Source organism: Streptomyces sirii (assembly GCF_045690365.1).
GTDB lineage: Bacteria > Actinomycetota > Actinomycetes > Streptomycetales > Streptomycetaceae > Streptomyces > Streptomyces sirii.
The window spans coordinates 3,198,797-3,212,176 of sequence record NZ_CP147982.1 but is presented as its reverse complement, the minus strand read 5'-3'; the positions used below and the strand labels follow the sequence as shown (position 1 = coordinate 3,212,176).

Sequence of the window (13,380 nt, the reverse complement as noted above, 5' to 3'; positions counted from 1 at the left end):
GCTGACAGATTTCAATATCTGTCAGCCGTCATGTGTGAGGGGGAGGGAAGCCGGTTCCGTCAGCGCACCGTGCGGGGCAGGCGCAGCGCGAGGGCCGTCGTGCCCGCGACGATCGCCAGCTGGGTCAGCAGGGCGGCGAGCAGCGCATCGCGGATGCCGACGGCCGGCAGCAGTGCGAGGAAGAGGGTGCCGAGGGTCGCCACGCCCAGGGCCAGGCCGGACTGCTGGGTGGTGACCATGACGCCGCCGCCCACGCCCGCCTGCGCCACCGGCAGTTCGCTCAGCACGATGCGCAGCAGCACCGGCAGCACCATGCCCTGGCCGAAGCCGAGCACCGCCATGCTCGGCGCGAGGCCGGCCACCGAGGTGCCGGGCCAGCTCGTGTGCACGGTCAGCGCCAGGGCGATCAGCCCGGTGCCCTGGATCAGCGAACCGGCGATCACCACCCGCCGCCCGAAGCGCCGTACCAGCCGCGGTCCGGCGAGCGAGGCGAGGAAGAAGGTGACGCAGAGCGGCGCCAGCGACAGGCCGGCCGCGAACGGGCCGTAGTGCAGACCGTTCTGGAGGGCCACGGCCACCACGAACATGAACCCCCCGAAGCCCAGCGAGAACGGGACGATCACGGCCAGGCCGCTGTTCACCGAGGGGATGCGCAGCAGGGACGGCGGTACCAGGGGCGTACGGCCGGCGCGTTCGGCGCGGCGCTCGACGTACAGGAACGCGGCGCCGGCGAAGGGGAAGACGGCCAGCAGGACCCAGGACCACAGCGGCCAGCCGGCCGCCCGGCCCTCGGTCAGCGGCAGCAGCAGGGTGATCAGGGTGGTGGCGAGCAGTACGGTGCCGGGAACGTCGGCCCGGGCCGGGCGCGGGGAGCGGGTCTCGGGGACCGTACGCGCCGCCAGCAGCCAGGCCGCCGCGGCGATCGGCATGTTCACCAGGAAGACCGCACGCCAGCCGGTGCCCGCCAGGTCGGCGGAGACCAGCAGGCCGCCGAGCACCTGTCCGACGGCGCTGGAGACACCGGCCGTGCCGCCGTAGAGGCTGACGGCCTTGGCGCGCCGCTTGCCGGTGGTGGTGGCCTGGATGGTGGCCAGGACCTGCGGCAGCAGCAGCGCGGCCGCCGCGCCCTGGGCGACCCGGGCGCCCACGAGAGTCGCTGCGTCCGGGGCGAGACCACAGGCCAGTGAGGTCAGGCCGAATGCGGCCAGGCCCCACAGGAACAGCCGACGGCGGCCGACGGTGTCGCCGAGCCGGCCTCCGAGGACCAGCAGCGTCGCGTACGCGACCCCGTAGCCGGCCACCACCATCTCCAGCATCGCGGCGCCCGCGTGCAGATCGTGGTCGATGGTCGGCAGGGCGACATTGACGATGAAGAAGTCGATCAGGGGGAGGGCCGCGCCCAGCAGGACGGTCAGCAGGCCCAGTGGGGTCAGCGCGGCCGTGGCGGGGTGCTGCCGCGGGGCGTCCGCCGGGGCTTCCAGGGTGGTGGTCTGTGTTCCGGTATCGCTCACGGGGTCGACGATCGTCGACCGCTCAGACGGGTACCAGAGTGTCTTTATCCTGGTACTCGCACTACCTGGCAACCGGCTGGGGCCTGCGGCACGCTGGAGGCATGACCGTCGACGCGCCCCTGACGCAGGCTGCCACACGTCCCGTTGCCGCCGTACCGCCGGCCGTCGCCGCCCCGCGCGACGACGCCGCCCGCCGGGCCGAGCTGGCCGCCTTCCTGCGCAGCCGCCGCGAGCGGATCACCCCCGAACAGGTCGGCCTGCCGCGCGGCAGGCGCCGGCGGACCCCGGGACTGCGCCGCGAGGAGGTCGCGCACCTGGGGGCGGTCGGCGTCACCTGGTACACCTGGCTCGAACAGGCCCGGGACATCCACGTATCACCGCAGGTCCTGGACGCGGTGGCCCGCGCGCTGCTGCTCGACCGCGCCGAGCGCGGCCATCTCTTCGCGCTGGCCGGGGCGGTCGACCCGCTGCCGGGCAGGGAGTGCACGGGCGTACCGCGCGAGTTGCGGCAGATCCTGGGGCAGCTCGCCCCGTTCCCCGCGGTCATCCAGAACAGCCGGTTCGACATCCTGGCCTACAACAGCACCTACGGGCAGCTGATGTGCGATCTCGACGCGCTGCCCGAGGAGGACCGCAACTGCATGTGGCTGGCGTTCACCCACCCCGAGTGGCGGGCGAGCGTGGTCGATCTGGACGCCACGATGCGGGTGATGGCCGCCAAGTTCCGCGCTTCGATGGCCGAGCATGTCGCGGAGCCGGCCTGGAAGGCGCTGGTCGCGCGACTTACGGAGGCCTCGCCGGAGTTCCGGGAGATCTGGGCGCAGCACGAGGTCGTCCGCCCGATGAGCTCCGTCAAGCTCTTCCGGCATCCGCGGGTGGGCGTGCTCCAGCTGACGGCGACGAGCCTGTGGACGGGGCCCAACCCCGGGCCCAAGCTGCTGTCCTACACCCCCGTGGACGAGACGTCCCGCGAGCGGCTGCAGCAGCTGGAGGAACTGGCGGCGCGCGCCGCGGCGTAGGCGGGCGGGCTGTGGAGGGAACGGCCGGTACTCACGACCGTGCCCCCTCCGCCCGTTCACCCCGTCGCTCCTCCTCGAACAGTGCCGCCGTGCGGACCGCCGTCGCCGTCGCCCGCCGGCCCGTCGTCAGGGCGCCGAGCAGCAGGACGGCGGCACCGCAGCCGGTGATGATCCACCAGGCGGGGCGGCCGGCCGCGAGGAACTCGTCCGCGGTGGCCGCGGCGTGCGCCCCGCTCGCCAGGACGGCGCCGATCACCGCGACGCCGAGGGACTGCCCCACCTGCCGGCTGGTGGAGGCCACGGCGGCGGCCACCCCGGCCTGGGCGCGCGGCATGCCGGACACCGCGGTGTTGGTGATCGGCGCGTTGACCAGGCCGAAGCCGATCCCGAAGAGGACATAGCCGGTGAACATCAGGGCAGCGGACGACTGCGCGTCGAAGGCGGCGAAGAGCACCCCGCTGGCGCCCATCGCGGCACCGGCCAGCAGCAGCGGCAGCCGCGGCCCGCGGCCCCCCACCAGCCGCCCCGACACCGGCGCCCAGATCAGCGTCATCCCGGCCATCGGCAGCATGTAGAGCCCGGCGGACAGGGCGGACAGCCCGCGGATGTTCTGCAGGTACAGCGTGTTGATGAACAGGAAGCCGCCGAGCGCGGCGAAGGCGCAGACCGCCACGACGGTGGCGCCGCTGAACGGGGCGCTGTGGAAGAACCGCAGATCGAGCAGGGGCTCCGCGCGGCGCCGCTCGTAGGCGATCAGCGCCGCCAGCGAGACGATCGCCACCAGCACGCACGCCGTGATCTCGGTGGACGCCCAGCCGGCGTCCGGCGCCTCGATGATCGCGTACGTCAGCGAGCCGAGCAGGGCGATCACCAGCAGCTGGCCGACGGGGTCGACCCGGCGCGGCCGGGGGGCGCGCGACTCGGGCACGTAGCGCAGGGTGAGCAGGAGCGCGAGGGCGCCGATCGGGACGTTGATCCAGAAGATCGAGCGCCAGCCGACGCTCTGCACCAGCAGCCCGCCGATCACCGGCCCGGCCGCCATGCTGATGCCGACGACGCCGCCCCACACCCCGATCGCGCGGGCCCGCTCTCGGGGCTCGGTGAAGGTGTTGGTGATGATCGACATCGCGACGGGGTTGAGCATCGAGCCGCCGACCGCCTGCACCATCCGGAACACCACCAGCCACCCCAGGTCCGGCGCCAGGCTGCACAGCAGCGACCCGATCGCGAAGACCACCAGCCCGACCAGGAAGACCCGTCGCCGCCCGAGCCGGTCGGCGGTCGACCCGGCCAGCATCAGCAGCGACGCCAGCACCAGCGTGTAGGCGTCGATCGTCCACTGCAGGCCGGCGACCGAGGCGTTCAGTTCGCGCTGCATGGAGGGCAGGGCGACGTTGAGGACGGTGTTGTCGAGGCTGACGATCAGCAGGCTCAGGCAGCAGATGGCCAGGATGAGGAGTCGACGCCGGCGGCTGAGGTCAGGCATGGTTGAACGCTACAACCATCTGGGCCGGTCGGCTCTGGCAGGTCCACTCCCGCGGTGCGGGACAATGGGAGGTCGCAGCGGCCGGTCACCCCGTACGGCCGAGGCCCGACCGCCCCGCCAACGGAAGCCGAAGAAAGCCGAAGGTATCGCCGCCATGACTCTGCTGCAGATCGGTCCGCACGCGGTGCAGCCGCCCGTGGTCCTCGCGCCGATGGCGGGGATCACCAACGCCCCGTTCCGGACGCTGTGCCGGGAGTTCTCCGGCGGCAAGGGCCTCTTCGTCAGCGAGATGATCACGACGCGGGCGCTGGTCGAGCGCAACGAGAAGACCATGCAGCTGATCCACTTCGACGAGACCGAGAAGCCGCGCTCGATCCAGCTGTACGGCGTCGACCCGGACACCGTCGGCAAGGCCGCCCGCATGATCGCGGAGGAGGACCTCGCCGACCACATCGACCTCAACTTCGGCTGCCCGGTCCCGAAGGTGACCCGCAAGGGCGGCGGCTCCGCGCTGCCGTACAAGCGCAACCTGCTGCGCTCCATCCTGCGCGAGGCGGTGGCGAACGCGGGCGCGCTGCCGGTGACGATGAAGATGCGCAAGGGCATCGACGACGACCACATCACCTACCTGGACGCGGGGCGGATCGCCGCCGAGGAGGGCGTCACGGCGATCGCCCTGCACGGACGGACCGCCTCCCAGCACTACGGCGGCACCGCCGACTGGGACGCCATCGCCCGCCTCAAGGAGCACGTCCCCGAGATCCCGGTGCTCGGCAACGGCGACATCTGGTCCGCCGAAGACGCCAAGCGGATGATGCGGGAGACCGGCTGCGACGGGGTCGTCGTGGGGCGCGGCTGCCTGGGGCGGCCCTGGCTCTTCGGCGACCTGGTGGCGGCGTTCGAGGGTACGGGCACCTACGCCCAGCCGACGTTCAAGGAGGTCGCGGCGGTGATGCTGCGGCACGCCACGCTGCTCGGCGAGTGGATCGGCGACGAGGCGCGCGGCGTGATCGACTTCCGTAAGCACGTCGCCTGGTACACCAAGGGCTTCTCGATCGGCTCCGAGATGCGCCGCAGCCTCGCGGTCACCTCCTCGCTCGACGAGCTGGACGCGCTGCTGTCGGAGCTCGATCTCGATCAGCCGTGGCCGGCGGGCGCGGACGGCCCGCGCGGCCGTACGTCGGGCCGTAACCGCGTCGTCCTGCCGGACGGCTGGCTGGACGACCCCTACGACTGCCGGGGCGTCGACGCGGACGCCGAGCTGGACACGTCGGGCGGCTGAGACCGGCCGCACCCCGGCGGGCACCCCGTCGCACGGCTCCCCCGTTCGGGGGAGCGGTATCTCGGCGTCTCCCCCCTGCTGGTGAGGCGCCCCACGGCTCGGCGCAGCAGCATTACCGGTGCCACACCGACCGGGTCGGCTCGACTCTCACCTCACGTCAGGCCGCGGCCTGGGCGGCGGCATGGGCGGAGCCGGCTCCGGCATCGGCGAGGGGAGTGCCGGAGCCGGGCTCCGGGGGCACGGCAGCGGGCGCCCGCCCGCCGCGGTATGGGGGTTCGCGGCGGGGCGGGGCGTGTCGGCGTGACGGATGAGGGACGGGCGGTGAGCGCCGCGCTACCGTTTGAGTCCGTACGGGGTGCGGGCACGCGGCCGACCGTACGGCCGCGCACCACCCCCGGCAGGCCGCGGGCCGGCGACGGGCCGGCGCCGGGGACGACGCCGAGGGAGAAGCCGTGGTGAACGGAGACCCTGTTCTCGGAGCCACCGAGCAGGCCGGGGACGTGGAGCAGGCCGGGAGTGCCGGAGACACCGAGCGGGCGGTCCAGGCCAAGCTCGGTGACACTCCCGTCCGTTACGAGCAGATGGCCGCGGTGGCGAACATCTACCGCGCGGCGGCCGCGGTGCGCCAGCACTTCGAGAACTCCGTACTGCGCGGCGCCGAGCTGACCTGGACGTCCTTCGTCGTGCTGTGGGTGGTCTGGATCCGCGGCGAGCGGGAGACCCGCCGGGTCGCCGAGGAGGCGGGCATCTCCAAGGGCACGCTCACCGGCGTCGCCCGCACCCTCCAGAGCCGCGGTCTGCTGGAGCGCAGGGCGCATCCGGAGGACGGGCGGCTCGCCCTGCTCTCCCTGACGCCCGAGGGCGAGCGGCTGATGACCCGGCTCTTCCCGGAGTTCAACGCAGAAGAGGCCTTCGTCACCGAGGGGTTGAGCGACGACGAGGCACTGGACCTGGCGGATCTGCTGCGCCGGGTCGTGGTGCAGGTCGAGACCCGGGGCGCCCAGCGGCGACTGGAGCTGCTGGACGGCCAGGCCCCGCCACCACGGCGCAGCGGCCGACGGGCGAAGCTCTAGCCGGGGCAGGCCCTTCAGCCCTCCGCCCACCGATCGGCCCCGCGGCGGGCCTTCGGCTCTCCGGCCGCCGGTCAGCCCTCCGTCCCTCGCCCCGCCCCCGCGGCCACCAGCCCCGCCGCCCCGATCTCCCGGTAGCGGTCGAGCAGTTCGCCGATCACCCGGACCGCGTCCTGGTCGGCGGGCGTATAGACCCACATCTTGGCGTCGGGGACGGCGGTCGTCGTGAAACCCGTGGCGGTGATCGCGACGGTGCGGCCGTCGGCGGTACGGAATCGCTTGCGATGGGTGACCGGTGCCGAGACCTCGTGCCGGGACCACAGCTGAACGAAAAGCGGGCTGGCCTCGGAGAGTTTCCGAATGTATGCGCGCCAGCGCGGATCGGTCAGCCGTCGCCCGAATTCGGCCCGCAACTGCCCGACCATGAAGGAGACTTCACGCTCCCAGTCGACCAGCGGCTGACTTTCCTCGTCCGCCGTGAAAAGCCGCCACAGCACATTGCGGTCGGGCGGCGAAAGCAACTCCATCCGCGGGTCGAGCGCGGCGTATGCGTCGTTGAAAGCCAGTACGTCGTAGCCGGCGGACACCACGCTCGCCGGCAAGGGGCTCAGCGAATCCAGAATGGTCTGCATGCTCTGCGCCTCGGGCGGCAGCGGATGCCGGGCCGGCGGGCAGCCGACGGCGCCGGGCACTCCGGCGAGCCGGTGCAGATGGGCGCGCTCCTCCGGGCCGAGCAGCAGTGCGCGGGCGATGGCGTCGAGCACCTGCACGCTCGGGTTGATCGCCCGTCCCTGCTCGAGCCAGGTGTACCAGGCCACCCCGACACCGGCGCGCTGGGCGACCTCCTCGCGGCGCAGTCCCGGGGTGCGCCGCCGCGGCCCGCCGGGCAGGCCCACGTCCTCGGGCGTGATGCGCTCCCGGCGGAGTCGTAGAAACGCGGCGAGTTCACCGCGCCGGGAGGCCGCGGCGGCTGCGGAACGGGTGGTGATCGCTGACACCGCACCATCATGCGGGATGCCGTCACGCCGTGCCAGATACCGCCGGTACCAGGATCACCGGATCTCTGGTACCCGAATGCCGCGGTCGTGATCATCGCTGTCATGAGCGAGTTGACCTATGACCCGGATATCCCCGTAACGCGGCCGACGCCGGCCACCGAGCCCCACCGGAAGAGAAAACGACCGCACCCCAACGGGATTCTCCTCGTCATTCTCGGCGCGGTGTTCATGGCGCTGCTGGACGCGACCGTCGTGAATGTCGCCACCCCGACCATGCGCACCGATCTCCATGCCACCGGTTCCGCACTCCAGTTGATTGTCGCCGGCTATACGATTTCCTATGCCGCGCTGCTGATAACCGGCGCCCGGCTCGGCGCCCGGCACGGATTCCGCACCGTCTTCCTGCTCGGCCTCGCCACCTTCACCCTGGCCTCGTTCGGCTGCGGGCTGGCACCGGGGGCGGGGGTGCTGATCGGCGCCCGGGTGGTGCAGGGCGTCGGCGCGGGGCTGATGGTGCCCCAGATCTACAGCCTGATCCAGCTGACGTTCGAAGGCCGGGCCAGGGCACGGGCGTTGAGCCTGTACGCGACGGTGGTCGCCCTCGCCGTGGTGGTCGGCCAGGTCGTCGGCGGGCTGCTGGTCAGTGCGGACCTGTTCGGCACCGGCTGGCGCCCGGTCTTCCTGATCAATGTGCCGGTGGGGGCGGCGCTGCTGGTCGCGGCGGTACGGCTGCTGCCGCGCCGGACGGCCCCGTCGTCCAAGGGGCTGGACCTGCCCGGAGTCCTCACGCTGACCACCGCGCTGCTGCTGCTGGTCGTCCCGCTGGTCCTGGGCCATGAGCAGCACCGGCCGCGGTGGGCCACCGGTTGTCTGATCGCCGCGGTCCCGGCGTTCGCGCTGTTCGTGCTGGTCGAGCGGGCGGTTGCCCGCCGGGGCGGCGCGCCGCTCGTCCCCGGCCGGGTGCTGAGGTCGCGGGACCTGGTGTGCGGTGCGGCCGCCCTCTTCTTCAGCATGGCCGGATACGCCGGCTTCCTCTTCTCCTTCTCCCAGCATCTGCAGTCGGGGCTCGGCGAGTCCGCGATCCGCGCCGGGCTGACCTTCGCGCCGCTGGCCCTCGGTGTCGCCACCGGCAGCCTCACCTGGCAGCGGGTGCCCGCCCGCCGGCAGTTGCACATGATCGCCGCCGCCTGTGTGCTGGCCGCGGCCGGCTACCTCGGCATCGGCCTCACCCTGCGCGCGGGCGGCCAAGGAGGTCTCCTACTCCTGGTGCTCCAACTGCTGTGGGGGCTCGGCCTCGGCTACACCACCAGTCCGCTGCTGACCCTCGCCCTGTCCGGCATCGCCCCCGCCGATGCCGCCGATGCCAGCGGGGTGCTCACCACCGTCCCGCAGATCGCCCAAGTCGTCGGTGTCGCCGCGTACGGCAGCGTCTTCCTGTCCCTCGCCGACGGGCCGCCGGCGGCCGGCGCCCAGGCCGCCTCCGCATCCGTACCCGGATCCGTGTCCGCGGCCGCCTCCGCATCCGCCGAAGCCCTGCACGCCACCGCGCTGCCGGTCGCGGTCGGCGCCCTGCTCGGCGCGCTGGCGCTCGTCCCGCTGCTCCGCGGCCGTACGGGCAAAGGCCTCGCGGCGGTGAACCGGGCCGGGGACAATTGAAGTTTGAGTCCAAAAGAGTTGCTTCGGTACGCGTCCACCGGGTCCCGCGGGGCCCGGACACGAGGAGGGGAGCACCACCCATGCGCGTCTTGGTCATCGTGCACGACCATCTGTCCACCGCGGGCCATGTCGGCGAGCGGCTGGCCGAACGGGGCTATGAGCTCGACGAACTGCACGTGGTGCCGGCCGAGCGGTATACGAACCCGGACGTCGACACGGCCTTCCCGCCGGCCGGGAACTATGGCCTGATCCTGACGCTCGGCTCCCCGTGGTCGGTGACGCGGAGGAACGCCTGGATCGAGGCCGAGCTGGCCTTGCTGCGCTCGGCGCACGACGCCGGGACACCGGTGCTCGGGATCTGCTTCGGCGGGCAGATGCTGGCGGCGGCGCTGGGCGGGGAGGTGGCGGTCGCGCCGCGCTTCGAGCTCGGCTGGAGCCGGATCGCCACCGACGACCCCGAACTGGTCGGGCCCGGCCCCTGGTTCCAGTTCCACGGCGACCGCTGGACGCCGCCGCCGGGTGCCCGGGAGGTGGCGCGCAACGCCTGCGCCTCGCAGGCCTTCGTCTGCGGCCGCTCGTTGGGCCTGCAGTTCCATCCGGAGCTGACGCCGGAGGTGCTGCGGGCCTGGTTCGATCACGGTGGGGAGGAGGTCGCGGCGGGGCTGGGGGTCGACCCGGATCGGCTGGTGGCCGAATTGCGAGCAGAACTGCCGTCCGTACGGGAGCGGGCACGCATCCTGGTCGACGCTTTCCTGGATCGGGTGGCTGCCGCAGAGGGTCCAAATGATGGGACCCCAGCACACATGAGCGCGTGATTCTCGCCACCCCTGATAGGCGGCGCGCTCAGATGAGCGATGTGCGCCGGGTTCCACCTCTCCAATGGTGGCACCCGGTGCCACGCGTCATGTGTTCGAGTGGTCAAGCCATAAATTGCGCTCCGTAGTCACAGCCGTCACTTCGATTGCGCAGCGGAGTGATGCATTCAGGTAGTGAACACAGGCGGGAACGCGTGATCACTTTCGATCTGCTGGCGGACGCCTGGTTACACGCGTATGTCGACCAAGTGGACGTACCCATACGCCTTCGATCTGGGTATGTTCCTCGCCGTCAGGGCAGCCCGTCGGCGAGGAGTCAGTGCCGTGCCGGAAACACAAGATCCCCACGTAACCCAGCCTTCTTCCGCGAAGTTCGTCTACGACTTCACCGAGGGCAACAAGGAGCTCAAGGACCTGCTAGGCGGCAAGGGCGCGAACCTTGCCGAGATGACCAACCTGGGGCTTCCCGTCCCTCCGGGCTTCACGATCACCACCGAGGCCTGCAAGGTCTACCTGGACAGCGGCACCGAGCCGGCGGCACTGCGTGCCGAGGTCTCCGAGCACCTCGACGCCCTTGAGCAGAAGATGGGCAAGAGGCTCGGTCAGGCCGACGACCCGCTGCTCGTATCGGTGCGTTCCGGGGCGAAGTTCTCCATGCCCGGCATGATGGACACCGTCCTCAACATCGGCCTCTCCGATGCGTCGGTTTCCGGCCTCGCCGCGCAGGCCGGCGACGAGCGGTTCGCGTGGGACTCCTACCGGCGCCTCATCCAGATGTTCGGCAAGACCGTGCTGGGCGTCGACGGCGAGCTCTTCGAGGACGCGCTGGAGGAGGCCAAGCAGGCCAAGGGCGTCCGCGTCGACGTCGACCTCGACGCCAAGGACCTCAAGGGCCTGGTCGCGGACTTCAAGGACATCGTCGCCAAGGAGACCGGCCGGGACTTCCCGCAGGACCCGCGCGAGCAGATGGACCTCGCCGTCCGCGCGGTCTTCGACTCCTGGAACACCGACCGCGCCAAGCTCTACCGCCGCCAGGAGCGCATCCCCGGCGACCTCGGCACGGCCGTCAACGTCTGCTCCATGGTCTTCGGCAACCTCGGCCCCGACTCCGGCACCGGCGTCGCCTTCACCCGCGACCCCGCCAGCGGCCACCAGGGCGTCTACGGCGACTACCTGCAGAACGCACAGGGCGAGGACGTCGTCGCCGGTATCCGCAACACGGTCCCGCTCGCGGACCTGGAGCAGATCGACAAGGCGTCCTACGACCAGCTGATGCAGATCATGGAGACGCTCGAAACGCACTACAAGGACCTGTGCGACATCGAGTTCACCATCGAGCGCGGCAAGCTGTGGATGCTGCAGACCCGGGTCGGCAAGCGCACCGCCGGTGCCGCCTTCCGGATCGCCACCCAGCTCGTCGACCAGGGCCTGATCGACGAGGCCGAGGCCCTCCAGCGGGTCAACGGCGCGCAGCTCGCCCAGCTGATGTTCCCCCGCTTCGACCTGGGCGCGAAGTCCGAGATGATCGGCCGCGGCATCGCCGCCTCCCCGGGCGCGGCGGTCGGCAAGGCCGTCTTCGACTCGTACACCGCGGTCAAGTGGTCGCGCTCCGGCGAGAAGGTCATCCTGATCCGCCGGGAGACCAACCCCGACGACCTCAACGGCATGATCGCCGCCGAGGGCATCCTGACCTCCCGCGGCGGCAAGACCTCGCACGCCGCCGTCGTCGCCCGCGGCATGGGCAAGACCTGTGTCTGCGGCGCCGAGGAGCTGGAGGTCGACACCAAGGCCCGCCGGATGACGACCGGCGACGGCACCGTCATCGAAGAGGGCGACGTCGTCTCCATCGACGGCTCCACCGGCAAGGTCTACGCCGGCAAGGTGCCGGTCGTGCCCTCCCCGGTCGTGGAGTACTTCGAGGGCCGGATGCACGCCGGCGCCGACGACGCGGACGAGCTGGTCAAGGCCGTCCACCGGATCATGGCGTACGCGGACCGGGTCCGCCGGCTGCGCGTACGGGCCAACGCCGACAACGCCGAGGACGCCGCCCGCGCCCGCCGGTTCGGCGCCCAGGGCATCGGCCTGTGCCGCACCGAGCACATGTTCCTCGGTGAGCGCCGCGAGATGGTCGAGCGCCTCATCCTGGCCGACACCGAGACCGACCGGGACGCCGCGCTCGCCCAACTGCTGCCGCTCCAGAAGGCCGACTTCATCGAGCTGTTCGAGTCGATGGACGGCCTGCCGGTGACCGTGCGGCTGCTGGACCCGCCGCTGCACGAGTTCCTGCCCGACATCACCGAGCTGTCGGTCCGGGTCGCGCTCGCCGAGGCCCGCAAGGACGCCAACGAGAACGACCTGAGGCTCCTGCAGGCCGTGCACAAGCTGCACGAGCAGAACCCGATGCTGGGTCTGCGCGGCGTCCGCCTCGGCCTGGTCATCCCCGGCCTGTTCGCGATGCAGGTACGCGCGATCGCCGAGGCGGCCGCCGAGCGCAAGAACGCCAAGGGCGACCCGCGCGCGGAGATCATGATTCCGCTGGTGGGCACCGTCCAGGAGCTGGAGATCGTCCGCGAGGAGGCCGAGCAGGTCATCGCCGAGGTGGAGAAGACCCACGGCGTCGACCTCAAGCTCACCCTCGGCACGATGATCGAGCTGCCCCGCGCCGCCCTCACGGCCGGTCAGATCGCCGAGTCCGCCGACTTCTTCTCCTTCGGCACCAACGACCTCACGCAGACGGTCTGGGGCTTCAGCCGCGACGACGTCGAGGCCAGCTTCTTCACCGCGTACCTGGAGAAGGGCATCTTCGGCGTCAGCCCGTTCGAGACCATCGACAAGGACGGCGTAGGTTCGCTCGTCCGCAACGCCGCCGCGGCCGGCCGGGCCACCCGCCCGGACCTCAAGCTCGGTGTGTGTGGCGAGCACGGCGGCGACCCGGAGTCCGTCCACTTCTTCCACGAGGTGGGCCTGGACTACGTCTCCTGCTCCCCGTTCCGCATCCCGGTCGCACGACTGGAGGCGGGCCGCGCGGCGGCGGAGAGCAAGGGCAGCGACAGCCGCTGACCGCTCCGGTCGCCGCGGGCGCCCAGCGCGTCCGCGGCGACCGGCGACCAGCCCACCGGAGCCGGCGGCGGGGACCTCGAACCCTCACCCGCCCCGCCGTAGGCTCCGGCACCCCAACGAGGGCGGCACCTTGTGCGGAGGTGCCGCCCTCGCTCTTGCGTTGGACGGCGGGCCCGGGGCGCACTGCCCCCGGGCCCGCCGTCATGCCGCGGTCAAGTCGTGGTCATCCGTGGTCAGCAGGTGACGGCCGGCAGGGAACGGCGAACGCTCACGGGTCGACTTCCTCTTGAGGACGCGGTGTTCGAGCGGAGTTGGCTTGGGCACGGTGGCTCGTGGGTCGGCGGCTGAGGCACCGTTGGCTCGTGCACGCGGAGAGCGTCGCAGTGGCCACGCGGGGTGGTCGCCGGAACTCGCTCGGACGAGTGGGGGAGTGCACTCGGTCGAGTGGGGAGGGTTTGACGTGCGGAAACGTCCGCAACCTGG

General features: G+C 71.8%; 9 protein-coding genes. 6 read left to right on the top strand and 3 right to left on the bottom strand.

Annotation, left to right across the window (positions count from 1 at the left end):
• Positions 1–59: 59 nt before the first annotated feature.
• Positions 60–1,511, bottom strand: a complete 1,452-nt coding sequence (locus WAB15_RS14505) for an MFS transporter (protein ID WP_407286515.1) — start codon at positions 1,509–1,511, stop codon at positions 60–62.
• Positions 1,512–1,612: 101 nt separating this feature from the next.
• Here WAB15_RS14505 and WAB15_RS14500 point away from each other — a divergent pair, with 101 nt between their 5' ends.
• A complete protein-coding gene (locus tag WAB15_RS14500; protein WP_399147805.1) occupies positions 1,613–2,530 on the top strand; it encodes a helix-turn-helix transcriptional regulator in 918 nt (305 codons plus the stop codon).
• Between the two features lie 31 nt (positions 2,531–2,561).
• On the opposite strand, the gene WAB15_RS14495 is transcribed toward WAB15_RS14500, so the two are convergent.
• Entirely contained in the window at positions 2,562–4,016 is a 1,455-nt protein-coding gene (locus tag WAB15_RS14495; protein ID WP_407286514.1) for an MFS transporter, read from the bottom strand.
• Positions 4,017–4,170: 154 nt separating this feature from the next.
• On the opposite strand from WAB15_RS14495, the gene dusB reads away from it, so the two are divergent.
• The gene (gene dusB / locus WAB15_RS14490) at positions 4,171–5,298 is read left to right on the top strand and encodes a tRNA dihydrouridine synthase DusB (protein WP_407286513.1); all 1,128 of its coding nucleotides are present in this window, start codon (positions 4,171–4,173) and stop codon (positions 5,296–5,298) included.
• Between the two features lie 500 nt (positions 5,299–5,798).
• Positions 5,799–6,371, top strand: a complete 573-nt coding sequence (locus tag WAB15_RS14485; RefSeq protein WP_399147938.1) for a MarR family winged helix-turn-helix transcriptional regulator — start codon at positions 5,799–5,801, stop codon at positions 6,369–6,371.
• Between the two features lie 71 nt (positions 6,372–6,442).
• On the opposite strand, the gene WAB15_RS14480 is transcribed toward WAB15_RS14485, so the two are convergent.
• Positions 6,443–7,366, bottom strand: coding sequence for a helix-turn-helix transcriptional regulator (locus WAB15_RS14480; RefSeq protein ID WP_399147808.1), 924 nt, complete (start codon positions 7,364–7,366; stop codon positions 6,443–6,445).
• Positions 7,367–7,468: 102 nt separating this feature from the next.
• Between WAB15_RS14480 and WAB15_RS14475 the strand changes: the two genes are divergently transcribed.
• The 3 genes from WAB15_RS14475 (at position 7,469) to ppdK (ending at position 12,897) form a co-directional block, all read left to right on the top strand.
• Positions 7,469–9,022 (top strand): MFS transporter, encoded by a 1,554-nt coding sequence (locus tag WAB15_RS14475; protein WP_407286512.1) that lies wholly within the window; start codon positions 7,469–7,471, stop codon positions 9,020–9,022.
• A gap of 80 nt (positions 9,023–9,102) precedes the next feature.
• On the top strand, positions 9,103–9,837 hold the full coding sequence (locus WAB15_RS14470; protein ID WP_407286511.1) for a type 1 glutamine amidotransferase: 735 nt from the start codon (positions 9,103–9,105) through the stop codon (positions 9,835–9,837).
• Positions 9,838–10,116: 279 nt separating this feature from the next.
• Positions 10,117–12,897, top strand: coding sequence for a pyruvate, phosphate dikinase (gene ppdK / locus WAB15_RS14465; protein ID WP_399147939.1), 2,781 nt, complete (start codon positions 10,117–10,119; stop codon positions 12,895–12,897).
• Positions 12,898–13,380 lie beyond the last annotated feature (483 nt).

Coding starts and splice junctions, on each gene's coding strand:
- WAB15_RS14500 (WP_399147805.1), top strand. CDS start 1,613: ATGACCGTCGACGCGCCCCTGACGCAGGCTGCCACACGTCCCGTTGCC.
- WAB15_RS14495 (WP_407286514.1), bottom strand. CDS start 4,016: ATGCCTGACCTCAGCCGCCGGCGTCGACTCCTCATCCTGGCCATCTGC.
- dusB (WP_407286513.1), top strand. CDS start 4,171: ATGACTCTGCTGCAGATCGGTCCGCACGCGGTGCAGCCGCCCGTGGTC.
- WAB15_RS14475 (WP_407286512.1), top strand. CDS start 7,469: ATGAGCGAGTTGACCTATGACCCGGATATCCCCGTAACGCGGCCGACG.
- WAB15_RS14470 (WP_407286511.1), top strand. CDS start 9,103: ATGCGCGTCTTGGTCATCGTGCACGACCATCTGTCCACCGCGGGCCAT.
- ppdK (WP_399147939.1), top strand. CDS start 10,117: ATGTTCCTCGCCGTCAGGGCAGCCCGTCGGCGAGGAGTCAGTGCCGTG.